The organism is Methylobacterium sp. M6A4_1b (assembly GCF_053345175.1).
The window spans coordinates 363,138-386,552 of sequence record NZ_JBKEZQ010000002.1 but is presented as its reverse complement, the minus strand read 5'-3'; the positions used below and the strand labels follow the sequence as shown (position 1 = coordinate 386,552).

Sequence of the window (23,415 nt, the reverse complement as noted above, 5' to 3'; positions counted from 1 at the left end):
CCTCCGCCTGCGAGGAAGCGTTACCGATCCGGCGGCTGTGTCGACCCGGAGCCTCAGCAGCCCGTTCGTGGTCGCCTCGTCGGAGCTTTCCCAACATGGCGAAATCGGCAGCGACGGGGTCGAGGTACATGCAGAGGGTCAGCATCCGGTCCGGCCTGCATCGCTCCAGATACCGGGCGACCGTGCCGACTCGAATGGCGAGGTAGGGTAAAGCCGGCGCGTCGACGCTGCTGCCACGCCCGAGAAGTGGCTGTCCGACCGTTCGGGCGAAAACCTTAACGCAACATGGCTGCTCTGACCCACCAGCCCGGATGATCTTGCGCGAGGCGGTGCGCTGCCTGCGCCGCTTCCGAGCGATGCCCGAACAGTCCGAACACGGTGGCGCCCGAGCCCGACATCCGTGCGAGCCGGCACCCGGCGGCGGTGCGCAACGCTTCGAGGGCGACGTCGATCACGGGGGCGATGCTGCGGGCCGGCGCTTCGAGGTCGTTGCGGGCAGGGGCGATCGCCTCCAGCAGGCGATTCGCAGAAAGCCCGTGAGCGATGACGGGGTGCGTGCCCGTTCCGTGGCGCTCGCCGACGGTAAGGGCGAGGGCTCGGAAGACCGGCGCCGTCTCGACCGGGACGCCGGGATTGACGAGGACGGCCGGGATCGGCGCCATGTCCAGGGCGGGACCGACAGCCTCGCCGGCGCCGCACATCATCCGCGCACGCGGTGCGAGGCAGACCGGAACGTCGGCACCGGTGGCGCGGGCGGCCGCCACGAGGTCGGGATGGTCGGGGGGGAGATCGTTCAGGCGACCGAGGAGCCGAAGGGCCGCGGCGGCATCGGACGAGCCGCCCCCGATGCCCGCCGCCACCGGAAGCCGCTTCACCAGATGGAAGGCGCCGTGCCTCAGGCCCGGCCGCAGGCGCGCGAGGTGACGTGCGGCGCGAATGACGAGGTTGTCGTCGAGGGGGCCGGCAGGGCCGGCCGTCGGGCCGGACACGGTGAGCGCCAGATCCGAGCCCGGCTCCAGCGTGAGCGTGTCGCCGGATCCGGTGAACACCACGAGGCTCTCGAGCTCGTGGTAGCCGTCGCCGGGCCGGCGGCCCAGGACGTGGAGGGTGAGGTTGATCTTCGCCGGAGCGCGGGTGACGAGGAGGGACACGGACACTCGGAGCTGGGTGGGCGGGCAATCGCGGAGCCGGTCTGACCCCGCGATGCGCGTCCCGTCAAGCCTCGGGCGCGGTCAGCCGCCGCTCTTCTTGTCCGCGGCGCCCGGCGGCTCGTTCGGGGCCGGTGCCCCCTTCGGCAGTTCCGGGTTCACCTTGCTCTCGGGCGGATTCTCGGCGGTGGCCGAGGGCTTGTCGAGCTCGGGCAGGCCGTCCTTGAGCTTGGCGTTGATCTTCTCGAGGTCGTCCGGCTCAGGGTTCAGATCCTTGGCGTGCTGCCACTGGAACTTGCCCTCCAGGCGACGCCCGGCCCGCCAATAGGCGTCGCCGAGATGGTCGTTGATCGTCGGATCGCCGGGCTTCAGCTCGATCGCCTTCTCCAGCTCGCGCACGGCATCGTCCCAGCGGCCCAGGCGGAAATAGGCCCAGCCCAGGCTGTCGATGATCATGCCGTCGCGCGGCGCGGCATCGACGGCCTGCTTCAGCATCGTGAAGGCCTCGTCGATGTTCATGTTCTGGTCGACCCAGGAATAGGCCAGATAGTTCAGCACCTGGGCCCGGGCGCCGGGCTGGCTCGCGGGCACCAGCTCCAGGGCCTTCTTCAGATCGGCCTCGGCCTTGGGCCACTGCTTCGCGCGCTCGTAGGCCGTGCCGCGGAAGTAGAACGTCGTCCAGTAGTTCGAAGCAGGCTTGTCGCCGATCAGCGCGATGGCGCGGCTGTAGGTCTCGGCCGCCTCCTCGTACTTCTTGCGCGAGCGCTGAACGTTGCCGAGGGCCGTGATGATGTCGATGTCGTCCGGGTGCGCCTTCATGGCGGCATCGAGATGGGCGATGGCCTCGTCACCCTTGCCCATCTGCTCCAGGTTCAGCCCGACCTGGACGTCCGCGTTGAGGCGCAGGGGCGACGTGGTCGGAATCTGGGAATAAGCCTCGTTGGCCCGCTCGGTCTGCTTCATCCGATCGAGGATGTCGGCCAGGGTCAGGCGGGCGAGGGCGTGCTCGGGCGCGAGGTAGAGAGCAAGGCGCAGGTAGACCACCGCCGGCAGCTCGTCGCCCTGGGTGGACCCGGCCGAGCCGAGCCCGTACAGGACCTCGCCGGCTCCCTCCTGGGCCGAGTTCACGAGCCGGCTGAGGGGCTTGCCTTCCTTCAGCTTCGTCAAGGCGTCGCGCACGATGGGGTGGCGCGGCAGCAGCTTGTCGAATTCGGTATAGGCCTGGATCGCGAGGTCGGTGCGCCCGGCCTGCGCCTCGAAGCGCGCATAGGCGTCGACGATGCGCAGGGTGTTGCGGTCGGCGTCGTAGGCGGCCTTCAGGCGACGCTCGGCTTCCGACTGATCGCCCACGAGGCTGGCGATCAGGCCGGCGTGGAAGTCGCGGAAGGTGTTGTAGTAGCGCTCGCCCTTGAGCTTGTTGATGGTTTCCAGCGCGCGCTTTCCGTCGTTGGCGCCGGCGAAGGCCCAGGCGGTGAGCAGGGTGCCGGTGAGGTCGGCGGCCGCACCGCGACCGCTGCGGGCGAAATTCTGGCGCGCCTGGGCGAATTGCCCGGCCTTGATCTGGCGCACGCCGAGGGCGAGCTGCGCGAGGCCGTTCGAGCCGTCGCGGGAGGTCAGGCGCTCGGCGGCCCGGAAGGCATCCGGGAGCGAGCCGTCGGCGAGCAGCGACACGAAGGCGCGCTCCAGGAGCTCGGCATTGCGTGGGTCGGCCTTCACCGCTTCGCGGTAGTAGCTCGCGGCGGCGGCCGTGTCCTTGGAGGCGCCGGCGATGTAGGCGGAGAGGAAGTTGCCTTCGAGCGATTCCGCCGGCTCGTATTCGGAGATCGGAGCGGATTCCCGCGGCTGGGCCGCGTAGGCCGCCGGCGAAGCCGCAAGGCAGACGGCGAGGGCCGAGAGGACCCGGCGGCCTGTCCGGCTGGTTTTGGCGTTTCCGTTCATGGGCACCGATCGCGGCTCCTGCGCACCGGCCGTCTCGGCGGCCGGGCTCGATTGGGGCGGGACACTGGACTCTAACCGCCATCCTCGCAAGGCATAAGGATGGCGGCGCATCGCGCCCGCCATCCCGCCTCATCCATCCGTGAACGAGCCGGTCTCTGCTCCGCTTCACATGTTGGGATAGTTCGGTCCGCCGGGGCCTTCCGGGGTCTCCCAGTTGATGTTCTGGTTCGGATCCTTGATGTCGCACGTCTTGCAGTGAACGCAGTTCTGCGCGTTGATCTGGTAGCGGACGCTGTCGCTGGCGCCGGCATCCTCGACCCATTCATAGACACCCGCCGGGCAGTAGCGCGCCGACGGCCCGCCGTAGACGTCGTGTTCGGAGGCCTTCTGCAGCTCCAGGTTCCGAACCTTGAGGTGGGCCGGCTGGTCCTCCTCGTGGTTGGTGTTCGACAGGTAGACCGAGGAGAGCCGGTCGAAGGTCAGCTTGCCGTCCGGTTTCGGGTAGACGATCGGCTTGACGTCCTTGAGCGGCTTCAGCGTGGCGTGGTCCGGCTTGCCATGCTTGAGGGTGCCGAAGGGCGAGGCTTCCAGGATCGTGTTCGACCACATGTCGAGGCCGCCGAGGCCGACGCCGATCAGCGTGCCGTACCTCGACCAGAGCGGCTTGACGTTGCGGACGCGCTTCAGGTCCTGGCCGATGGCGCTGTCGCGCCAGCCGGTCTCGTAGGTGACGAGCTCGTCTCCCTGGCGACCGGATTCGAGCGCCTGGGCCAGGGCCTCCGCCGCCTGCATGCCGGAGAGCACCGCATTGTGCGAGCCCTTGATGCGCGGGACGTTCACGAAGCCGGCGGAATCGCCGACGAGACAGCCGCCCGGGAAGACGAGCTTCGGGACGGACTGCCAGCCGCCCTCCATGATGGCGCGGGCGCCGTAGCCGATGCGCTTGGCTCCCTCGAAGGTCTCGCGGATCATCGGGTGGGTCTTGAAGCGTTGGAACTCCTCGAACGGCGACAGGGTCGGGTTCTCGTAGTTCAAGTGCGTGACGAAGCCGACCGAGAGCAGGCCGTCGTCGAAGTGATAGAGCCAGGAGCCGCCGCCGGCCTTGTTCGGCAGCGGCCAGCCCATGGTGTGCTGCACGAGGCCGGCCTGGAACCTGTCGGGGGCGAGTTGCCAAAGTTCCTTGACGCCGAGGCCGTACTTCTGGTGGTCGCTGTGCGCGTTGAGCTTGAACCGGTCGATCAGCGTCTTCGTCAGGGATCCCCGCGCGCCCTCGCCGAAGACCGTGTACTTCGCGCGAAGCTCCATTCCGCGGGTGTAGTCGTCGCGCGGCTCGCCGGACCTGCCGATGCCGAGATCGCCCGTGGCGACTCCGACCACGGCGCAGGCCTCGTCGTAGAGCACTTCGGAGGCCGGGAAGCCCGGATAGATCTCCACGCCGAGCTCCTCGGCCTTGGCGCCGAGATACTTGGTGACGTTTGAGAGCGAACCGACGAAGTTGCCGTGGTTCGACATCAGCTTGGGGAAGAACAGGTTCGGCATGGTCACGCCGCTGTTCTTGGTCAGGAACATGAACTCGTCGCGCTCGACCGCCGTCTTCAGCGGGCGCGCCGCGTCCTGTCGCCAGCCGGGGAGAAGGCCGTCGAGGCCGGACGGATCGATCACCGCGCCGGACAGGATGTGGGCTCCGACCTCCGAGCCCTTCTCCACCACCACGATGCTGACCTCGGGCGCCAATTGCTTGAGGCGGATGGCGGTCGCGAGCCCGGCGGGACCGGCGCCTACGATCACTACGTCGAACTCCATCGCCTCGCGTTCAGGCAGCGCCATCCGTCATCCTCCTGTGGTGCATCCGCTTTCCGCGGGCGCCTCGGTCGTGCGATCCCATGTTCGCGGATCACTCTCAACCCATTCCAACCTGCAAACGCAAGCGTCGCACCGGCCATGGACCACGGGTGGTGACGATGTCGCGCGGGGCAAAAGGTGGTGCGTGACGTCGCATGCCCCGTTGTCCACAGGTCCCGAAGGCGCCACATCACAATACATGAGCCAGGGTGACGACCGACAGCGGGACCTGATCGCGAACCTCGACTTCCACGTGGAGGCCGGCCTCGACCTGTTCCTCGACGAGGCGCCCCACGATCGCTTCGCCGAGATCGACGCGCCGGAGCCGGCGCGGCCCGCCCCGATCCGTCCGGCTCTCGAGAGGCAGGCTCCGGAACGGGTCCGTCCCCCCGGCGACGAAACCTTCCGCACCGAACTGCCCCCGCGCGAACCATCGGCGGCGCCCGCACGGACCTTCGGGCAATCGGCCTCGGCCAAGCCAGGCGAGGCGGCAGGCGATGCCCGGGCGCGGGCGAAGGACGTCCAGACCCTGGAGGAACTGGAGGCGCTGCTCGCCGGCTTCGACGGCTGCCCCCTCAAGTTCACAGCCAAGAACCTCGTCTTCGCCGACGGCAATCCGGCTGCGAAGCTGATGTTTATCGGGGAGGCGCCGGGGGCCGACGAGGACCGCGTCGGAAAGCCCTTCATGGGCCGCTCGGGCAAGCTCCTCGACCGGATGATGGCGGCGATCGGCCTGGACCGCAGCCAAGCCTACGTCACCAACATCGTGCCGTGGCGACCGCCGGGCAACCGCAATCCGACCCCCCAGGAGGTCTCGATCTGCAAGCCGTTCATCGAGCGCCAGATCGAACTCGCCGATCCCGATCTGATCGTCTGCCTCGGCAGCCCAGCGACCCAGGCGATCACCGGCACCAAGGACGGCATCCTGAAGGCGCGCGGCCGCTTCTATCCCTATCGCGTGGGAAGCCGCCAGATCCGCGCCCTTGCGACCCTCCATCCGGCCTACCTTCTGCGCCAGCCTCTGCAGAAGCGCCTCGCCTGGCGGGACTTCCGAACCTTGCGCGCGGCCCTCGACGGGAAGGTCTAAGCGGTCTAGGGCCTGCGGCCAAGCGGAACCGTAACCCGCGCCAGCGACTTACTTCACGCGGCCGTGTATGGGTTCGCGTGTCCGGACAGGGTGTAACGAGATCATGCGCTGGGAAGATTTCCGCTCTTCGGACAATGTCGAGGATCGGCGCGGCGAGGGCGGCGGCGGTGGCGGCTTCGGTTTCCCCGGCGGCGGTGCCGGCGGTCTCGGCATCGGCACCATCGTCATCCTGTGCATCATCGGCTGGGTGACCGGCATCAATCCCGCCATCCTGATCGGTGGGGCCGAGCAGATGTCCGGGGGCGGACGCCCGAGCCAGGAGCAGGTCGACCCGCAGACGCAGTCGCAGCGCAAGACCAAGCCCACCGACGAGAGCGGGCGCTTCGCCGCCGCGATCCTCGGCAACACCGAGGACGTGTGGAAGGAGGTCCTGCCGAACCAGACCGGGCGCCAGTACCGCCCGACCGCGATGGTGCTCTACACGGGGGGCACCCGCAGCGGCTGCGGTTCGGCACAGGCCGCCATGGGACCGTTCTACTGCCCGATCGACAAGAAGGTCTATCTCGACACATCGTTCTTCAAGGAGATGGAGCAGAAGTTCGGCGTGAAGGGCGATTTCGCGTATGCCTACGTCATCGCGCACGAGGTCGGCCACCACGTACAGGACGAACTCGGCATCCTCGGCAAGGTCCAGGGTCGCCAGCAGGCCGCTGGCAGCAAGACGGAGGCGAACCAACTCTCGGTTCGCATCGAACTGATGGCCGACTGCCTCGCCGGCGTCTGGGCGAAGAACTCCAACGACAAGTACAATTCGTTGGAGCAGGGCGACATCGAGGAGGCGATGCAAGCCGCGAGCGCCATCGGCGACGACAAGCTCCAGAAGCAGTCGCAGGGCTACGCCGTGCCGGATTCCTTCACGCACGGTTCGTCCGAGCAGCGGATGCGCTGGTTCATGACCGGCTACCGCAGCGGCCAGACCAAGTCCTGCGACACGTTCCGGGCCGCGCGTAACTGAGACGCAACCGACGCGCTGTCGGGTGCTGGGGCTTTCGGATAACGTCGCCTCGTTCCGCCGACGCTCGAGGTGATGGGAAGTGATGATGGTTGCATCGGACAAGACCCGCAGCTTCATCCCCCTGACGATCGCGATCCTCACGGTCTCGGACACCCGCAGCGAGGAGGACGATCGCTCAGGCGACACCCTCGTGGAGCGGCTGACAGCGGCGGGCCACACCCTGGCGGCTCGTAACATCGTGCCGGACGAGGTCGCGGCGATCCGCGGGCAGGTCGAGGCCTGGAGCCGGGACCCGGCCATCGACGTGATCGTCACCACCGGGGGCACCGGTTTCACGGGGCGCGACGTCACCCCGGAGGCGATCGAGCCGCTCTTCGAGAAGCGCATGGACGGCTTCTCGGCGGTCTTCCATCGTATCTCCTACGACAAGATCGGAACCTCGACGCTGCAATCGCGCGCCACGGCGGGTGTCGCCAACGCGACCTACATCTTCGTGCTGCCCGGCTCGCCCGGCGCCTGCCGCGATGCCTGGGACGGCATCCTGTCGGCTCAGCTCGACTACCGCCACCGTCCCTGCAACTTCGTCGAGATCATGCCCCGCCTCGACGAGCACCTGCGGCGTGGAGCCTCGATCTCAGTTTAGAGGCCGAGCAAGATCGTGAGCATCGTCAAGAAGTTCGTATCCCGGACCCAGGAACCGCCGGCGTTCGCAGCAATTTCTGGTGCCCGCTGAGTAACGTCACGAGTGCCAGCCTGTCGAATTGTTCGGTCAATTATGCGGTCTGCGACTGATGCGAAGTGAGAGTCCTGTGCATTGATGCTCGTCGACTTTGCCACGACATCAAGCCCATGTGCCGAACTTGTTCTGCGGTTACAAATAAATTAGTTCTTATCGACAAATATCGAACTTTATTTAATTAATTATTTATACAGCTAAATACCCTACCCTGTTCAGAAATTTCATTCTTCGATGTTTGGGCGAGTAGTATGGACGGCGTCAATAAAATACAGTTACGCGCCGAAAATCGTCTCATGGCCTTTGTGCTTGGAAGTGTAACCGTTCTTTGCTTGGCACGGGTGATATTCTGCTGGATTGCGCCTGAAGTCTTGAGTGGATGGACGGGCCTGAAGTCCGATCTCACGTTTATAGCGTTCTCCTTGTGCCTCGCCGCCGGCGGGTTCTACTACCTACAAGTCCGGAACGAGCCATACCTCGCTCTGTCGGTGTTCTTTTCCGCCTTCTTCTTCCTTGGGGGCGTCGGCAACTATCGCACTCAATACATCCTGTTCCATGTCGGGCGCGATTTCTCGTTTGTCGACGACACCCTCGCGGCGATCGATCGAGCTCTGGGTTTCGACTGGACGCTCTACTTTCACCTCGTCGTCGGCGATGCCTGGGTGCACGCACTGCTTCGGGCGGCATACGAGTCGATCTGGTTCCAGCCGCTGGTCATCACCGTCCTTCACATCGCGCGAAAGGATTTCTGGAGCTTCGGCAATCTCCAGGTGGCACTCCCGCTCTCGTTTGCCTTCGTCTGTCTTGTCGCGACGTTCCTGCCGGCAATCGGCGCCTATGATTTCCACGATATGGACCCGCAGCGGCACGCCGGTATCTCCGTCGCCTTCACCGATGGAGCGACGGCCCCAGTGCGATGGCTCCGCCAAGCGGTGCTCCCTGCCAACCTGCCGGACTTTCCCGATCTGCGTGTCGTTACCTTCCCATCCTGGCACGCCGCCGCAGCGCTGGTGTTCATGATGTCGGCTTGGTCGATACCGGTTGTGCGATGGTTCGCAGTGGCGCTCAATCTGGCGATGCTCGCCGCAACCCCGGTTCACGGCAGTCACTACTTAGCGGATACGATCGTCGGAGCCCTTCTCGGCGCCACGGCGTTCCTGGTGGCCGGGTGCCTGCTGGCGCCGCGAGCGGTCCCGCGGCAGAGAGTGCCGGCACTCTTTCCGTCTGTCCGGCTACGCTTGCGAAGCGGTTCGGGTCGGATGGTTGCGCGTCGCACCGCGTCCACTCCATGACGGTATGAGGCCAGCGGCGGCGCGCCCGACGCCGATACGAGCCGACGCCTTGGTTCACCGCCTAATCTCACGCCCGATCGAGGCGCGCGGATAGCCGACGGGCCTTCAGGCGGTGGGGGAACTTCGGGCCGGCAAGAAGGCGATCGCGCCTGACGAGATCGCCGGGCCGCGGTGCGTTCACGCCGATCACGCTTTCCCCCTGTGCGGCGATCCGGGCGGGCAGGCCGGTGTGAGGCCGCCGCAGGCGGGCCAGAGAGACCTCCGGCCGAGCGGTGCCGATGAAGCGGTCGAGAAGACGGATCCAGCCCTCGGCCGGGACGTCGCCGGCCTCCAGACAGAGGACCCAGTCCCGCCGGGCGGCCTTCGCACCCGTCGACCAGGGCGACGATCCGCGTCCGCGCAGCAAGACCTTGGCGCCGGTCGCCTCGGCGACCGTCTCGATGGCCGGGTTCGCCGCGGGCACGATGATCACCGCGTCGCCGACGAGCCCCGCCGCGACACCCGCCACCAGAGCACCGAGGGTATCGGCGAGTTGATCGACGGCATCGGGGTCGGCGGGCCGGGTCACTGAGATGAGAGCCGAAAGCATGCGCGCGCATACCGCATTTTTGCGTCGCGCAAAGCCATCTCACGGCAAAGCGCCGTGGGCAGGCGGGTAGAAATGCTGAGAGACGCGGGGTCTGCCTGAAATTTTAGCACCCCGTGCCTTCCGTGTTCGTGATATGTTCTTTTGCCGCCGCTTCGATGAATTTGGGTCATGCCTGCAGACGTCTCTCGTACGATCCCGTCCGGCCTGGAACCGGCGCGACGCTTGGGCGAGACGACGCCGCGGCCGGCCGAGCGGCGAGGCCGGGGTGCCACGGCCAATCCGAGCGGGCGATACGAAGCAGCGCAGCGGGAGGCCTTCGACGACGGGTGGTCCGGGATCGAGGCTGCAGCCCCTTCCCGGACCGAGGTGACGACGGAGCATGCTCGCACGCTCATCACCCGCAACACCTCGCCCGACATCTCCTTCGATCGGTCGATCAATCCCTACCGCGGCTGTGAGCATGGTTGCGTCTACTGCTTCGCGCGGCCGAACCATGCGTATGTGGGCCTCTCGCCCGGTCTCGATTTCGAGACCAAGCTGTTTCGGAAGGTGAATGCCGGCGCCTTGCTCGAACGGGAGCTGTCCGCGCCGGGCTACAGCCCTGCGACCATCGCCCTCGGCACTGCCACCGATCCCTATCAGCCGATCGAGCGGGAGCATCGCGTCACGCGCGCGGTGCTGGAGGTCCTTGCGCGCTTCCGCCACCCGGTGGGAATCGTCACGAAGTCGAACCTCGTCGTGCGCGACCTCGACCTTCTCAAAGACCTGGCGCGGGACGGACTGGTGAAGGTGGCGGTCTCCGTGACGACGCTCGACCCGGCGCTGGCACGGCGGCTCGAACCGCGGGCGCCGCACCCGGAAAAACGCCTCGAAGCGATCGGACGCCTGAGCGCGGCAGGCATTCCCGTGATGGTCATCGCCGCGCCGATCATCCCCTCGCTGAACGATCACGAGGTCGAGGCCATCCTCGCCCGGGCCCGTGACCTCGGTGCCGTGGAGGCGAGCCATGTGCTCCTGCGTTTGCCCCTCGAGCTCGATGTCCTGGTCAACGACTGGTTTGCCGAGCACTACCCGGGGCGCCAGCGGCACGTCATGTCGTTGGTCCGCGCCGCCAGGGGCGGGCGCGCCTACGATGCCGCGTTCGGCACGCGGATGACCGGTACCGGAGCCTATGCCGACCTGATTCGCCAGCGCATGCGCCTGGCCCGGCAGCGCCTCGGCTATCCGGAGGTGCGGAGGCGACTGCGCACCGACCTGTTCAGGGTTCCGACGGACCAGCTGAGCCTGTTCTGAGGTCGTAGGCGCGGGTGAAGCTGAGGCGGTGATGGGGTGACCGGCCCCGGCTCGCGAGGCCGGCGAGATGGGTGCGCGTGCCGTAACCGACATTGCTGGCCCAACCGTAATCCGGGTAGCGCCGGGCGAGGCGCCGCATCAGAGCGTCGCGCAGGGTCTTGGCGACGATGGAGGCGGCCGCGATCTGCGGCACCAGTCGGTCGCCGCCAATCACCGCGAGGCCGGGGAGGGCGAGGCCCGGTACCGGGTCGCGGCCGTCGACCCAGACGGGTGCGTCGAGGCCGAGTGCGAGGACCGCCCGCCGCATCGCATCAAGGGTGGCGGCGCGCACGTTGATCCGATCCACCAGCGCGCGCGAGCCCGCCGCCACGGCGACGCGGGCCTGTGCCCGGATCATCGGCGCCAGCGCCTCGCGCTCGGCCGCCTTGAGGCGCTTGCTATCGTCGAGGCGGCCGAGCAGACCGGGTAGAAGCGCGGCGGGCTCAAACCACACCGCCGCGACCATCACGGGGCCACAGAGGGCGCCGCGCCCGACCTCGTCGCAGCCGATGACCGCCGGGTAGGTCTCGGCCAAACGCGGGTCGAACGGCGGCATCGGGCGGAATCCGGGGGAGGGGGCAAGCCGATCCCCTAGCGCGCGACGTGCGTCCGGTCCACGTTTTAGCTGACCACGCCTCAGCCGAGCTCGGCGACGCCCCGCGGGGTCTTGCCGTTCGTCCGGAGCCGCACTGGCGCGGTGCCATGCGCGCGGGCGATGTTGTCGTAGAATTGGCGTGCGCTCTCCGCCCAGGTGTACCGCAGGGCCTCGCTGCGGCAGCGCGCCCGTGGAATGTCCAGGGCGGCGAGGGCAGCGCTTCTCAGGTCCTGGTCAAGGATGCCGGCACCGGTCCGCCCGATGACGTCGAGGGGACCGGTCACCGGAAAGGCGGCAACGGGTACGCCGCAGGCCAGGGCTTCGAGGAGTACGATGCCGAAGGTGTCGGTCAGGCTCGGAAATACGAAGGCATCGGCACCGGCATAGAGGGCCGCGAGGTTGGCGCCCGTCCGGGTCCCGAGAAAGCGCGCTTCGGGCGCGAGCGCCGCGAGGCGGGCCCTGTCCGGACCGTCACCGACGACGACCTTGGTGCCGGGCAGGTCGAGGCGCAGGAACGCCTCGAGGTTCTTTTCGACCGCCAGCCTGCCGACCGACAGGAAGATCGGGCGGGGCAGTCCGGCGAGGTCGGCCGGCTCCGGTGTTCCCTCGACGCGGGGGTGGAACAGGTCGGTGTCGACGCCGCGCGTCCAGCGCATCAGGTTTGCGAAACCACGCGCGGCGAGATCGCGCTCCAGGGACGGAGTCGAGACCATCGTGCCGTTCGCAGCGCCGTGGAAGCGCCGCAGCCAGGCATAGCTCCAGGCCTCCGGGACGGGCGCCCGGGCGGAGAGGTATTCCGGGAAGCGGGTGTGGTAGCTCGTCGTGAAGGGCCGGCGATGGGCGAGGCAGTAACGCCGGGTGGCGTAGCCGACCGTCCCTTCCGTGGAGATGTGGACATGGGTCGGCTGCAGGTCGTCCCAGAGGCGAGCCACGTGGCGCTTGGTGGCGTAGGCAAGCCGGATCTCGGGATAGCCCGGCAGCGGCAGGGAGGCGAAGTCCTGGTGGGTGAGGAACACGGGGTCGAAGCCGTAGGCCGCCCCGGCCGCCGCCATGTTCTCCAGCGAGCGGACGACGCCGTTGACCTGCGGGTGCCAGGCATCCGTGGCGATGAGAAGCCTCACGCGACGGCCCGGGCTCCGTCGGGCCGCGCGTGCCCGACGAGGTCGGACCGGGCGGTGCGCGCCCGCAGCAGGCTCGGATAGTGGAGAACCTCCATGGTGCCGTCGTAATGCTCGACGATGGCGGTGCAGGATTCCACCCAGTCTCCGGTATTGAGGTAGGTCAACCCGTTGATCTGCCGGTTTGCCGCGTGGTGGATGTGGCCGCAGATGACACCATCGGCGCCGACCCGCTTGGCTTCGGCGCTGAGAAGTTCCTCGAACTTGCCGATGAAGTTGACGGCGTTCTTCACCTTCAGCTTGGCCCAGGCCGAGAGGGACCAGTAGGCGAGGCCGAGGCGGCGGCGCGCGGTGTTGACGTAGGTGTTGATGAAGAGCGCGAAGGTGTAGGCCCCGTCGCCGAGGAAGGCGAGCCACTTGGCGTGGCGCACCACCATGTCGAACTGGTCGCCGTGGATGACGAGGTAGCGCTTTCCGTCGGCGGCCTCGTGCAGGCGCTGTTCGGCGATCTCGATGCCGCCGAAGGTCATGCCGATGTAGTCGCGCAGGAACTCGTCGTGATTGCCCGGGACGTAGACGAGCGTCGAACCCTTGCGCACCTTGCGCATGAGCTTCTGCACGACGTCGTTGTGGCTCTGCGGCCAGTACCAGCCCGACTTGAGCTGCCAGCCATCGATGATGTCGCCGACGAGGTAGATCTCGTCCGCATCGTAGTCGCGCAGAAATTCCAGCAACAGGTCGGCCTGACAGCCCTTGGTCCCAAGATGCATGTCCGACAGGAACAACGTCCGGACGCGGGTCGCCTCGGTCTCTTCGCCCACGATTGCCTCCCGGACATCCTCCGATGTGAGGAGCCAAACCGGATTCCCGTATCAGTTTGATGACGTCGCCCCCCAGACACCGCGCTCGTCCCGCGACGCGACGTAACCTCTTCTTCCACAAAAAAAATTTTGACTTCAGACCAAGTATTTCGGGTTTTCCTTTCAGCCTGAAGCCGGGCATAGTCCTGCTCAAGGTGCCCCACCGGGCCGCGTCCGAGGACGCATGACCGGAGCCCATCGAGGCGAACCAAGGGTGCCGTCCCCGGGGACGACGACGCTGAAAACGGCTCAGCGGTCAGCGCGGATCGAGCGCGACCCGGCCCATGGAGAAGAGGCTTGAGGTATTCGGTGGCGCGTACGGCGACGGGCGTCGAAGGTCAGCCTTCGGCGCGGACGGACATCGGTCCGGCATCCGTCCAGGCGTCGCGCGCGCACGAGTTCGTCCCGCGATTCATCTGACCAGCGGCCGCGAGGAACGTTCGGGATTAATCCGGAATGGTCCGCGCGGTCCGCTCCACCCTTTGGCGCATCCATGTCGCCGCACGCGGAGCGCGTGCGGCCACAATTCGAGAAACGGAGAAAACATCATGGCGGCAACGCGACGTCCCGGCCGGAACCATTTGTTCGTCCCGGGCCCGACGAACATCCCGGATCGCGTGATGCGCGCGATGATGGTCCAGTCCGAGGATCACCGCTCGGTGGACTTCCCGACGCTGACGAAGCCCCTCTTCGAGGACACCAAGGCCGTCTACGGCTCGAAGGACGGCACCATCTTCCTGTTCCCCGCTTCCGGCACCGGCATCTGGGAATCCGCTCTGTCGAATACGCTGTCGCGCGGCGACAAGGTGCTGGCCTCCCGCTTCGGGCAGTTCAGCCATCTCTGGATCGACATGGCCGAGCGCCTCGGCCTCGAAGTGATCGTGCAGGATGAGGAGTGGGGTACGGGTGCGAACCCGGAGCGGATCGGCGAGGCCCTGCGCGCCGACAAGAACCACGAGATCAAGGCCGTGATGGTGGTCCATAACGAGACCGCGACCGGCGTCACCAGCGATGTCGGTGCCGTGCGCAAGGCCATCGACGCGGCCGGCCACCCGACCCTGCTGTTCGCGGATGGCGTCTCCTCGATCGGCTCGCTGCCGTTCAAGATGGACGAGTGGAAGGTCGATTGCGCGATCGCCGGTTCGCAGAAGGGCCTGATGCTCCCCGCCGGCCTCGGTGTGATCTGCGTCAGCCAGAAGGCCCTCAAGGCCGCCGAGACCTCGTCGGGCCAGAACGACCGCCTGGCACACGTCTACTTCGACTGGGCCGACCACCAGAAGCAGAACCCAGCCGGCTACTTCCCCTACACCCCGTCTCTGCCGCTTCTCTACGGTCTGCGCGAAGCGCTCGCCTGCCTCAACGAAGAAGGCCTCGAGAACGTCTATCACCGCCATCACGTCCTGGGCGAGGCGACCCGTCAGGCCGTGGCCGCTTGGGGCCTCAAGACTTGCGCCAAGGAGCCCAAATGGAACTCCGATACCGTCACGGCGATCCTCGTGCCGGAGGGCGTCGACGCTGCCGCGATCATCAAGCATGCCTATGTGCGCTACAACCTCGCGCTCGGCGCGGGCTTGAGCAAGGTCGCCGGCAAGGTCTTCCGCATCGGTCACGTCGGTGACATGAACGAGCTGTCGCTGCTGGGCGCCATCGCGGGTGCCGAGATGGCGATGCTCGACCACGGCGTGAAGGTGCAGCCCGGCTCCGGCGTCGCCGCCGCGTCGAGCTACCTGCGCGAGAACCCGCTGTCGAAGTCCTGAGTTCGAGATGCCGGGGCGGGTCCGCCCGCTCCGGCATGCCCGACGACCCATCCGCGACCTGCTCTATCCGTGACGTGGCCGGATCGGCCAGAGGATTCCATGACGAAGAAGATCGTGTTCCTCGACCGCGAGTCCCTGGACGCCAAGGTACGTGCGTTCAACTTCCCGCACGAGTACGTCGAGTACGAATCGACCTGGACGCCGGAGGAGATCGTCGAGCGCCTGACGGGCGCCGAGATCGCGCTGATCAACAAGGTCCCGATGCGGGCCGACACCCTCAAGCGGCTGCCCGATCTCAAGCTGATCGCCGTGGCTGCCACCGGGACCGACGTGGTCGACAAGGAGGCCGCCAAGGCTCAGGGAATCACGGTCGTCAACATCCGGAACTATGCCTTCAACACCGTGCCCGAGCACGTGATCGGCCTGATGTTCGCCCTGCGCCGGGCCATCGTGCCCTATGCCAATTCGGTCCGCCGGGGTGATTGGGCAAAGTCGACCCAGTTCTGCTACTTCGACTACCCGATCCACGATATCGCCGGCTCGACCCTCGGCATCGTCGGCTACGGTGCGCTGGGCAAGTCGATCGCCAAGCGCGCCGAAGCCCTCGGCATGAAGGTCATCGCCTACGACGTGTTCCCCCAGGAGGGACTCGTCGACTTCGAGACGATCCTCGCGGAATCCGACGTCATCACGCTCCACGCGCCGCTGACGCCCGAGACCCGCAACATGATCGGCCGCGAGCAACTCGCCAAGATGAAGAAGCACGCGCTCCTGATCAACACCGCACGTGGCGGCCTCGTGGACGAGGAAGCCCTGGCCGAGGCGCTGAAGGCCGGCACCATCGGCGGTGCCGGTTTCGACGTGGTGATGACCGAGCCGCCGAAGAACGGCAACATCCTCTGCGAGCTCGACCTGCCGAACCTCATCGTCACCCCGCACGTGGCCTGGGCGAGCAAGGAAGCCATGCAGATCCTCGCAGACCAACTCGTCAACAACGTCGAGGCCTACGTCGCCGGCAAGCCGCAGAACGTGGTGTGACGGCGGTGTGCCCTCCGGTAGGCCGGGGGAGCGCCGCGGGACCGCCGATGCGGTCGATCCATCGAGACCAGATGCCAGCCGCGCCGAGCGCGGGACCCACAGGAATCCTGAGACAATGAAGAAGCTGTTGTTCCAATTCGATACCGACGCGGTTCCGAGCGTGTTCGACGTGGTGGTCGGTTACGATGGCGGCGCGGACCACATCACCGGCTACGGCAACGTCACCCCCGACAACGTCGGCGCCCTGGTCGACGGGACGATCTACACCCGCGGTGGCTCCGAGAAGAAGTCGACGGCGATCTTCGTCGGCGGCGGCAGCATGGCGGCCGGCGAGGCCGTCTTCGAGGCGGTGAAGAAGCGCTTCTTCGGTCCGTTCCGCGTTTCCATCATGCTGGATTCGAACGGCTCGAACACCACCGCCGCCGCCGGTGTCGCCCTAGTGCAGAAGTCCGCCGGCTCGCTCGATGGCAAGAAGGCCGTCGTCCTCGCCGGCACCGGCCCGGTCGGCATGCGCTCGGCCGCCCTGCTCGCCCAGGAGGGCGCCGAGGTGACGCTCTGCGGGCGCTCTCTCGACAAGGCGCATGCCGCCGCCGACCAGATCAACAAGCGGTTCAAGGTCAGCATCAAGGCCGCCGAGACTTCCGACGCTGCCTCGCGCGCGCAGATCGTCAAGGGCCAGAACATCGTGTTCTCGGCCGGCGCGATCGGCCTCGAGCTCCTGCCCGAGGACGCCTGGAAGGACGAGGCCAGCATCGAGTTCGTGGCCGACTACAACGCACAGCCGCCACTCGGCTTCGGCGGTATCGAGGCCATGGACAAGGGCAAGGACCGTCACGGCAAGAAGGTCTTCGGGGCGCTCGGCATCGGCGGCCTGAAGCTCAAGCTGCACCGCGCCTGCGTCGGCCAGCTCTTCGACAACACCGAGCAGGTGCTGGACGCCGAGGCGATCTATGCCCTCGCCAAGAAGATGGCCTGATCGCCATGGCCGAGAAAGAGAACGCCGCGAACGAGAGCATCCAGACCTTCCTGGACGGTCTGGCGAGCTCGGCGCCCACCCCTGGCGGGGGTGGTGCCGCTGCCATCTCCGGCGCCATGGGCGCCGCCCTGCTCAGCATGGTGTGTAATCTGACCATCGGGAAGAAGAAGTACGTCGAGGTCGAAGAAGAGCTGAAGCAGATCCTCGGCCAGTCCGAGGTCCTTCGCACCGAACTCACCGGCATGATCGCCGACGACGTCGAGGCCTTCGATGCGGTGATGGGGGCCTACGGGCTTCCGAAGGTCACGGACGAGGACAAGGCGGCGCGCCAGGAGAAGATCCAGGTCGCCCTCAAGGTCGCCACCGACGTGCCGCTCGCCTGCTGCCGCGCCTGCCGCAAGGTCATCGACTTGGCCCAGATCGTGGCCGACAAGGGCAACCTCAACGTCATCTCCGATGCCGGCGTCGCCGTGCTCTCGGCCCATGCCGGCCTGCGCAGCGCCGCCCTCAACGTCTACGTGAACGCCAAGGGCCTCGAGGACCGCAGCTTCGCGGACGAGCGCCTTCGCGAACTCGAAACACTCCTGGATTCGGCAGGCCCCCTCAACGAGTCGATCTACGACGTCGTGAAGGCGAAAGTGAACTGAGCTTTCCTCGCGCGTGTCGAGGCAAGACGCGACGTCAAAGCGCGCGATCTGATATTCCAAGAGCTGCTCCCGACGCCATCGGGGCAGCTCTTGATCAAACTGAATACAGTCCAGCTAGCCTCAAGGCAGAGTGAACGAGACTGTAAAAAAATATAAGTCGCAAAGGACTTTCCGTGAAGTGAAATTTACGAGACAGTCGCGGCAAGGAAGAAACGCCGAGGAGAACGCTCATGGACGTGCACGAATACCAGGCCAAGGAACTGCTTGCCGGTTTCGGCGTCGCCGTTCCGAAGGGGGCCGTCGCCTTCAGCGCCGACCAGGCCGTCTATGCAGCCACCGAGCTCGGCGGCTCGTTCTGGGCGGTCAAGGCCCAGATCCACGCAGGCGCCCGCGGCAAGGCCGGCGGCATCAAGCTGTGCCGGACCTACAACGAGGTTCGCGACGCCGCCAAGGAGCTCCTCGGCAAGCGACTCGTGACCCTGCAGACGGGACCCGAGGGCAAGCCGGTCCAGCGCGTCTACGTCGAGACCGCCGACCCCTTCGAGCGTGAACTCTACCTCGGATACGTCCTCGATCGGAAAGCCGAGCGCGTCCGGGTCATCGCCTCGCAGCGCGGCGGCATGGACATCGAGGAGATCGCCGCCAACGAGCCCGAGGCCCTGATCCAGGTCGTCGTCGAGCCGGCGGTCGGCCTCCAGCAGTTCCAGGCCCGCGAGATCGCGTTTCAGCTCGGCCTGAACATCAAGCAGGTCTCGGCCGCCGTGAAGACGATCATGAACGCCTACCGGGCGTTCCGCGACTGCGACGGAACCATGCTGGAGATCAACCCCCTCGTCGTCACCAAGGACGACCGGGTGCTGGCTCTCGACGCCAAGATGTCCTTCGACGACAACGCCATGTTCCGCCGGCGCAACATCGCCGATATGCACGATCCCTCGCAGGGCGACCCGCGCGAGGCCCAGGCCGCCGAGCACAACCTCTCCTATATCGGCCTCGAGGGCGAGATCGGCTGCATCGTCAACGGCGCCGGCCTCGCCATGGCGACCATGGACATGATCAAGCACGCCGGAGGCGAGCCCGCCAACTTCCTCGACGTTGGCGGGGGCGCGTCGCCGGACCGGGTCGCCACGGCCTTCCGCCTCGTCCTCTCCGACCGCAACGTCAAGGCGATCCTGGTCAACATCTTCGCCGGCATCAACCGCTGCGACTGGGTCGCCCAGGGCGTCATCCAGGCGGCGCGCGAGGTGAAGATCGACGTGCCTCTCGTGGTGCGGCTCGCCGGCACCAATGTCGAGGCGGGTCAGAAGATCCTGGCCGAGAGCGGGCTCGATCTCATCACCGCCGACAGCCTGTCGGACGCCGCGGCGAAGGCCGTCCAGGCCTGCGAAGCCGCCAAGAAAAGCCACTGAGACGCAGGGGAGGATACGTCATGAGCATTCTGATCGACGAGAAGACCCCGATCCTGATCCAGGGCATCACGGGCGACAAGGGCACCTTCCACGCCAAGGAAATGATGGAGTACGGCTCCAACGTCGTCGGTGGCGTCACCCCCGGCAAGGGTGGCAAGACCCATCTCGGCGTGCCGGTGTTCAACACCGTCAAGGAGGCCGTCGAGGCCACCGGCGCCACCACCTCGATCACCTTCGTGGCACCGCCCTTCGCGGCCGACGCGATCATGGAGGGCGCGGATGCAGGCTTGGCGCTGATCTGCTCGATCACCGACGGCATCCCGGCGCAGGACATGATGCGGGTGAAGCGCTACCTGCGCCGCTATCCCAAGGAGCGCCGCACCATGGTGGTCGGCCCCAACTGTGCCGGCATCATCTCCCCCGGCAAGTCCATGCTCGGCATCATGCCCGGCCACATCTACCTCAAGGGCAATGTCGGGGTGATCTCGCGCTCCGGCACTCTCGGCTACGAGGCCGCCGCGCAGATGAAGGCCGAGGGCATCGGCATCTCGACCTCGGTCGGCATCGGTGGCGACCCGATCAACGGTTCGTCCTTCCTCGACCACCTCGCCCTTTTCGAGCAGGATCCGGACACCCGGGCCGTGCTGATGATCGGTGAGATCGGCGGTCCTCAGGAGGCCGAGGCCTCGGCCTGGATCAAGGAGAACATGTCGAAGCCGGTGGTCGGCTTCGTCGCCGGCCTCACGGCTCCGAAGGGGCGACGCATGGGCCATGCCGGTGCGATCATCTCCGCCACCGGCGATTCCGCCGCCGAGAAGGCCGAGATCATGCGCTCCTACGGCCTCACCGTGGCGCCGAGCCCCGGCGAGTTCGGCGTCACGGTGGCGCAGGTGATGCGCAAGCTCGCAGCCTGAGGCGAGACATCTCCCTCCCCCTGCAGCGGGAGGGCGCCAGCGCACCAGGCCGGAGCGGGGGAAGGTCACATCCGGAGAGGCAGCCTCCTTGCCCGGCCCGCTTCCGGGCCGCCTTCTCCCCCGGGGGAGCAGGCAGGCGCCGCCCATAGAACCTGATCGCTCAACGTCACCGCCTTCCCATCGCCCGCTTCCGTCGCGGTCAGTCGGCGAAGAACTTTTCTCAAGGTGGCCTTCGATGACGGATACCCTTCATGCTCCCGTCGGAGCCGTCGACCACACCTTCGCGCCGCCCGTGATCACGGGTACCTCGTCGAAGGAAGCTCTCGACATTCTGTTCCATGCCCTCCTCGCCGTGGCACGCCGGCACGAGCCCGAGCTCGAGGACGTGCTGCATGGGCGCGCCAACATCTCCGACTTCTCGCCCGAGCTCCTTGCCCGCGCCCTCCAGGTGCAGGGGATCTGGTTCCAGCTGCTCTCCATCGCCGAGCAGAACGCTGCCATGCGTCGGCGCCGGCAGATGGAGCGGACCAAGGGCCGCGAAGCCCTGGGCGGCAGCTTCAGCGCCGTTCTGGCCGATGCGGCGGCCAGCGGCATCAAGGCGCCCGAGATCCATGCGCTTCTCAAGGATCTGCGGATTCGGCCGACGATCACGGCGCACCCCACCGAGGGCAAGCGCGTCACCGTGCTGGAGAAATTCCGCCGCATCTACCTCGTGCTGCGCGAGCTGGAGCTGCCGCGCTGGACCGAGCGCGAGCGCAACGGCCTGATGAACGAGTTGCGCGACCAGATCGAACTCGTCTGGATGACCGGCGAACTCCATCTGGAGAAGGCGACCGTGGAGCGCGAGGTCGCCTGGGGCCTGCACTTCTTCGACGAGACGCTGTTCGAGATGCTGCCCGAGGTGCTCTACTCTCTGGAGGAGAGCCTGGCGCAGTACTATCCGGACGAGAAGTTCGAGGTGCCGCCGTTCTTCCAGTTCGGCTCCTGGATCGGCGGTGACCGCGACGGCAACCCCTACGTCACCTCCTCCGTCACCCGCGCCACGCTTCAGCGCAACGCACTCGCCTCCCTGCGGCGTTACCGGGACGGCGTCACTGCGCTCGGCCGCACGCTCTCCCTGACCGAGCGCTCGCTGCCGGTGCCGGGGACGTTCAAGACGGCCCTGGCGCAGATGCTGACCGAGAGTGGCGACGGCCGCGCCATCGCCAGCCGCAACCCGGGCGAGGCCTATCGCCAATTCCTCACCTGCGTCCTGCGCAAGCTCGAGGCGACCATCCTGCGCAACAAGGGCCAGCGCTCGACCGGGCCGGACTATCCGAGCGCAGACGGGCTGATCAACGACCTGCGCACCCTCGAGCAGGGGCTCGCCGATGCGAAGTGCCCGTCGCTCGCCGTCGATCTCGTGCGGCCGGTTCGGCGCATGGTCGAGATCTTTCGCTTCTCCACGGTCCGTCTGGATCTGCGCGAGAACACCACCCGCACGACGAAGACGCTGCAGGCTCTGTGGTCACAGGCCAACGGTCAGAACCGCACGCCGCCGGACGTCGACTCGCCCGAGTGGAAGAAGTGGATCATCGACGAGCTGGCCCGGCCGCGCAGCGGCGAACGGAGCTTCGAGAATCTGCCGGACGACGCCCGGGAGACCCTGGAAACCTTCGCGCTTGTCGGAGAGATGCGCGAGCAGCTCGACCGTGAGGCGTTCGGCTCGTTCGTCCTGTCGATGACCCGCTCGGTGCAGGACATCCTCGGCGCCTACCTGCTCGCCAAGGAAGCCGGCAACTTCCTCGATGCCGCCGGCACCGAGATCTGCTGCCTGCCGATCGTGCCGCTGTTCGAGACCATCGACGATCTTCGCGCCGCGCCGACGATCATGAAGGAGCTTTTCTCGATTCCCCTCGTGCGTCGGTCCACCCGCTGGCAGGGCGGCGTGCAGGAGGTCATGATCGGCTACTCGGATTCGAACAAGGACGGCGGCTTCGTCGCTTCGAACTGGGAACTCTACAAGGCGCAGGACAAGCTCACCCAGCTCGGCAAGGCCTCGGGCGTGCCGATCGCGTTCTTCCACGGCCGCGGCGGCTCGGTGAGCCGCGGCGGCGCTCCGACCGCGCGGGCCATCGCCGCCCAGCCACCGGGCTCGATCAACGGCCGCTTCCGCACGACGGAGCAGGGCGAGGTCGTGTCGTTCAAGTACGCCAATCGGGGCACCGCGGCCTATCAGATGGAGCTTCTCGCCTCCTCGGTCTTCCAGCACGCCCTGAAATCGGAGCGCGAGGCGGCCCGGACGCCGCGCAACGAGTTCGACGACTGCCTCGAAGCTCTGTCGGGGGCCTCCCGCGCGGCCTACGTCAATCTGATCCAGCACCCCGACCTCGTGACCTATTTCGGTTCCGCGAGTCCGCTGGACGAGATCGCGCTCCTGAACATCGGCTCGCGGCCCGCCCGCCGCTTCGGCGCGCGCTCGCTGTCCGATCTGCGCGCGATTCCCTGGGTGTTCGCTTGGTCGCAGAACCGCCACGTCATCACCGGCTGGTACGGCGTCGGCTCGGGACTGAAGAGCTTCCTCGACGTGCGCGGTCAGCAGGGGGAGGCGCAACTGCAGCGGCTCTTCGCCGAATCGAAGCCGTTCCGCCTCATCCTCGACGAGGTCGAGAAGACGCTGCTGATGGTCGATCTCGAAATCGCCCGCGATTACGCAGGCCTCGTCGCCGACGAGGGCGCACGCAACAGCATCTTCCCCTTGATCGAGGCCGAGTACGCGCTGACCCGAGAGATGGCACTGCGGGTCAGCGGCGGCAGCGAGCTCGCCGAGCGTTTCCCCCTGTTCCGCGACCGCCTCAACGGCCGCCTGCCGACGATCAACCAGGTGAGTCGAGAGCAGGTCGAATTGCTGCGCCGCTTCCGGTCGGAGGAGGACGAAGACCAGCGCGAGGCGGTGAAATCTGCCCTGTTGCTGTCGATCAACTGTATCGCCGTTGGCTTCGGCGCGACGGGCTGACGAAATTGTAAGGGTACGGGAGGGGCTCCACGGCCTGCGGGCTAGCGCGCGGGCCCACCTCCATCGGTATGGTGGCCCGACTTTCGGGTCTCATGAACGTCCAGAATACGTCGAACAGGAAGGATAC

Annotated in this window: 19 protein-coding genes; 12 read left to right on the top strand and 7 right to left on the bottom strand. The window is 67.0% G+C overall.

Annotated features, from left to right (window positions below):
- Positions 1–275: 275 nt before the first annotated feature.
- The 3 genes from ACLBWX_RS03870 to ACLBWX_RS03860 all read right to left on the bottom strand — a co-directional run bounded on the left by ACLBWX_RS03870 (position 276) and on the right by ACLBWX_RS03860 (position 4,913).
- Positions 276–1,151, bottom strand: a complete 876-nt coding sequence (locus ACLBWX_RS03870; protein WP_447675745.1) for a 4-(cytidine 5'-diphospho)-2-C-methyl-D-erythritol kinase — start codon at positions 1,149–1,151, stop codon at positions 276–278.
- Positions 1,152–1,232: 81 nt separating this feature from the next.
- Positions 1,233–3,086 (bottom strand): tetratricopeptide repeat protein, encoded by a 1,854-nt coding sequence (locus ACLBWX_RS03865; protein WP_447675785.1) that lies wholly within the window; start codon positions 3,084–3,086, stop codon positions 1,233–1,235.
- A gap of 165 nt (positions 3,087–3,251) precedes the next feature.
- Positions 3,252–4,913: an electron transfer flavoprotein-ubiquinone oxidoreductase gene (locus ACLBWX_RS03860; RefSeq protein ID WP_447675744.1), complete on the bottom strand. Its 1,662-nt coding sequence runs from the start codon at positions 4,911–4,913 to the stop codon at positions 3,252–3,254.
- A gap of 214 nt (positions 4,914–5,127) precedes the next feature.
- Here ACLBWX_RS03860 and ACLBWX_RS03855 point away from each other — a divergent pair, with 214 nt between their 5' ends.
- The 4 genes from ACLBWX_RS03855 (at position 5,128) to ACLBWX_RS03840 (ending at position 9,058) form a co-directional block, all read left to right on the top strand.
- Positions 5,128–6,015 carry a uracil-DNA glycosylase gene (locus ACLBWX_RS03855; protein WP_447675743.1) on the top strand — a complete coding sequence of 296 codons (888 nt, stop codon included), beginning with the start codon at positions 5,128–5,130 and terminating at the stop codon, positions 6,013–6,015.
- Between the two features lie 103 nt (positions 6,016–6,118).
- Positions 6,119–7,030, top strand: a complete 912-nt coding sequence (ypfJ, locus tag ACLBWX_RS03850; RefSeq protein ID WP_447675742.1) for a KPN_02809 family neutral zinc metallopeptidase — start codon at positions 6,119–6,121, stop codon at positions 7,028–7,030.
- 85 nt (positions 7,031–7,115) lie between these two features.
- A complete protein-coding gene (gene moaB, locus ACLBWX_RS03845) occupies positions 7,116–7,673 on the top strand; it encodes a molybdenum cofactor biosynthesis protein B (protein ID WP_447675784.1) in 558 nt (185 codons plus the stop codon).
- A 344-nt stretch (positions 7,674–8,017) separates the two neighbouring features.
- Positions 8,018–9,058 carry a phosphatase PAP2 family protein gene (locus ACLBWX_RS03840; protein WP_447675741.1) on the top strand — a complete coding sequence of 347 codons (1,041 nt, stop codon included), beginning with the start codon at positions 8,018–8,020 and terminating at the stop codon, positions 9,056–9,058.
- A 67-nt stretch (positions 9,059–9,125) separates the two neighbouring features.
- Here ACLBWX_RS03840 and ACLBWX_RS03835 read toward each other — a convergent pair whose 3' ends face one another.
- Positions 9,126–9,647, bottom strand: a complete 522-nt coding sequence (locus tag ACLBWX_RS03835; RefSeq protein WP_447675740.1) for a hypothetical protein — start codon at positions 9,645–9,647, stop codon at positions 9,126–9,128.
- A gap of 168 nt (positions 9,648–9,815) precedes the next feature.
- Here ACLBWX_RS03835 and ACLBWX_RS03830 point away from each other — a divergent pair, with 168 nt between their 5' ends.
- Positions 9,816–10,940, top strand: a complete 1,125-nt coding sequence (locus tag ACLBWX_RS03830) for a PA0069 family radical SAM protein (protein ID WP_447675739.1) — start codon at positions 9,816–9,818, stop codon at positions 10,938–10,940.
- Here ACLBWX_RS03830 and ACLBWX_RS03825 read toward each other — a convergent pair.
- The 3 genes from ACLBWX_RS03825 to ACLBWX_RS03815 form a co-directional block, all read right to left on the bottom strand.
- On the bottom strand, positions 10,906–11,535 hold the full coding sequence (locus ACLBWX_RS03825; protein WP_447675738.1) for a ribonuclease HII: 630 nt from the start codon (positions 11,533–11,535) through the stop codon (positions 10,906–10,908). The genes ACLBWX_RS03830 and ACLBWX_RS03825 overlap by 35 nt on opposite strands.
- 80 nt (positions 11,536–11,615) lie before the next feature.
- Positions 11,616–12,695, bottom strand: coding sequence for a glycosyltransferase family 4 protein (locus ACLBWX_RS03820; RefSeq protein WP_447675737.1), 1,080 nt, complete (start codon positions 12,693–12,695; stop codon positions 11,616–11,618).
- Positions 12,692–13,513 (bottom strand): UDP-2,3-diacylglucosamine diphosphatase, encoded by an 822-nt coding sequence (locus tag ACLBWX_RS03815; RefSeq protein ID WP_447675736.1) that lies wholly within the window; start codon positions 13,511–13,513, stop codon positions 12,692–12,694. The genes ACLBWX_RS03820 and ACLBWX_RS03815 overlap by 4 nt, the downstream gene beginning before the upstream one ends.
- Before the next feature lie 587 nt (positions 13,514–14,100).
- On the opposite strand from ACLBWX_RS03815, the gene ACLBWX_RS03810 reads away from it, so the two are divergent.
- The 7 genes from ACLBWX_RS03810 (at position 14,101) to ACLBWX_RS03780 (ending at position 23,288) form a co-directional block, all read left to right on the top strand.
- Positions 14,101–15,309, top strand: coding sequence for an aminotransferase class V-fold PLP-dependent enzyme (locus ACLBWX_RS03810; protein ID WP_447675735.1), 1,209 nt, complete (start codon positions 14,101–14,103; stop codon positions 15,307–15,309).
- Positions 15,310–15,408: 99 nt separating this feature from the next.
- Positions 15,409–16,347, top strand: a complete 939-nt coding sequence (locus tag ACLBWX_RS03805) for a D-2-hydroxyacid dehydrogenase (RefSeq protein WP_447675734.1) — start codon at positions 15,409–15,411, stop codon at positions 16,345–16,347.
- A gap of 115 nt (positions 16,348–16,462) precedes the next feature.
- On the top strand, positions 16,463–17,323 hold the full coding sequence (locus ACLBWX_RS03800) for an NADP-dependent methylenetetrahydromethanopterin/methylenetetrahydrofolate dehydrogenase (RefSeq protein ID WP_447675733.1): 861 nt from the start codon (positions 16,463–16,465) through the stop codon (positions 17,321–17,323).
- A 5-nt stretch (positions 17,324–17,328) separates the two neighbouring features.
- Entirely contained in the window at positions 17,329–17,970 is a 642-nt protein-coding gene (gene fchA / locus ACLBWX_RS03795) for a methenyltetrahydrofolate cyclohydrolase (protein ID WP_447675732.1), read from the top strand.
- Positions 17,971–18,200: 230 nt separating this feature from the next.
- Positions 18,201–19,379: a malate--CoA ligase subunit beta gene (locus tag ACLBWX_RS03790; protein ID WP_447675731.1), complete on the top strand. Its 1,179-nt coding sequence runs from the start codon at positions 18,201–18,203 to the stop codon at positions 19,377–19,379.
- A 20-nt stretch (positions 19,380–19,399) separates the two neighbouring features.
- Positions 19,400–20,293 (top strand): succinate--CoA ligase subunit alpha, encoded by an 894-nt coding sequence (sucD, locus tag ACLBWX_RS03785; protein ID WP_447675730.1) that lies wholly within the window; start codon positions 19,400–19,402, stop codon positions 20,291–20,293.
- A gap of 235 nt (positions 20,294–20,528) precedes the next feature.
- Positions 20,529–23,288 (top strand): phosphoenolpyruvate carboxylase, encoded by a 2,760-nt coding sequence (locus tag ACLBWX_RS03780; protein ID WP_447675729.1) that lies wholly within the window; start codon positions 20,529–20,531, stop codon positions 23,286–23,288.
- Positions 23,289–23,415: the final 127 nt, after the last annotated feature.

Bases quoted from the DNA above. Each gene is read 5' to 3' on its own strand.
- ACLBWX_RS03865 (WP_447675785.1), bottom strand. From the start codon at position 3,086: ATGAACGGAAACGCCAAAACCAGCCGGACAGGCCGCCGGGTCCTCTCG.
- ACLBWX_RS03860 (WP_447675744.1), bottom strand. From the start codon at position 4,913: ATGGCGCTGCCTGAACGCGAGGCGATGGAGTTCGACGTAGTGATCGTA.
- ACLBWX_RS03855 (WP_447675743.1), top strand. From the start codon at position 5,128: ATGAGCCAGGGTGACGACCGACAGCGGGACCTGATCGCGAACCTCGAC.
- ypfJ (WP_447675742.1), top strand. From the start codon at position 6,119: ATGCGCTGGGAAGATTTCCGCTCTTCGGACAATGTCGAGGATCGGCGC.
- moaB (WP_447675784.1), top strand. From the start codon at position 7,116: ATGGTTGCATCGGACAAGACCCGCAGCTTCATCCCCCTGACGATCGCG.
- ACLBWX_RS03840 (WP_447675741.1), top strand. From the start codon at position 8,018: ATGGACGGCGTCAATAAAATACAGTTACGCGCCGAAAATCGTCTCATG.
- ACLBWX_RS03835 (WP_447675740.1), bottom strand. From the start codon at position 9,647: ATGCTTTCGGCTCTCATCTCAGTGACCCGGCCCGCCGACCCCGATGCC.
- ACLBWX_RS03830 (WP_447675739.1), top strand. From the start codon at position 9,816: ATGCCTGCAGACGTCTCTCGTACGATCCCGTCCGGCCTGGAACCGGCG.
- ACLBWX_RS03825 (WP_447675738.1), bottom strand. From the start codon at position 11,535: ATGCCGCCGTTCGACCCGCGTTTGGCCGAGACCTACCCGGCGGTCATC.
- ACLBWX_RS03810 (WP_447675735.1), top strand. From the start codon at position 14,101: ATGGCGGCAACGCGACGTCCCGGCCGGAACCATTTGTTCGTCCCGGGC.
- ACLBWX_RS03805 (WP_447675734.1), top strand. From the start codon at position 15,409: ATGACGAAGAAGATCGTGTTCCTCGACCGCGAGTCCCTGGACGCCAAG.
- ACLBWX_RS03800 (WP_447675733.1), top strand. From the start codon at position 16,463: ATGAAGAAGCTGTTGTTCCAATTCGATACCGACGCGGTTCCGAGCGTG.
- fchA (WP_447675732.1), top strand. From the start codon at position 17,329: ATGGCCGAGAAAGAGAACGCCGCGAACGAGAGCATCCAGACCTTCCTG.
- ACLBWX_RS03790 (WP_447675731.1), top strand. From the start codon at position 18,201: ATGGACGTGCACGAATACCAGGCCAAGGAACTGCTTGCCGGTTTCGGC.
- sucD (WP_447675730.1), top strand. From the start codon at position 19,400: ATGAGCATTCTGATCGACGAGAAGACCCCGATCCTGATCCAGGGCATC.
- ACLBWX_RS03780 (WP_447675729.1), top strand. From the start codon at position 20,529: ATGACGGATACCCTTCATGCTCCCGTCGGAGCCGTCGACCACACCTTC.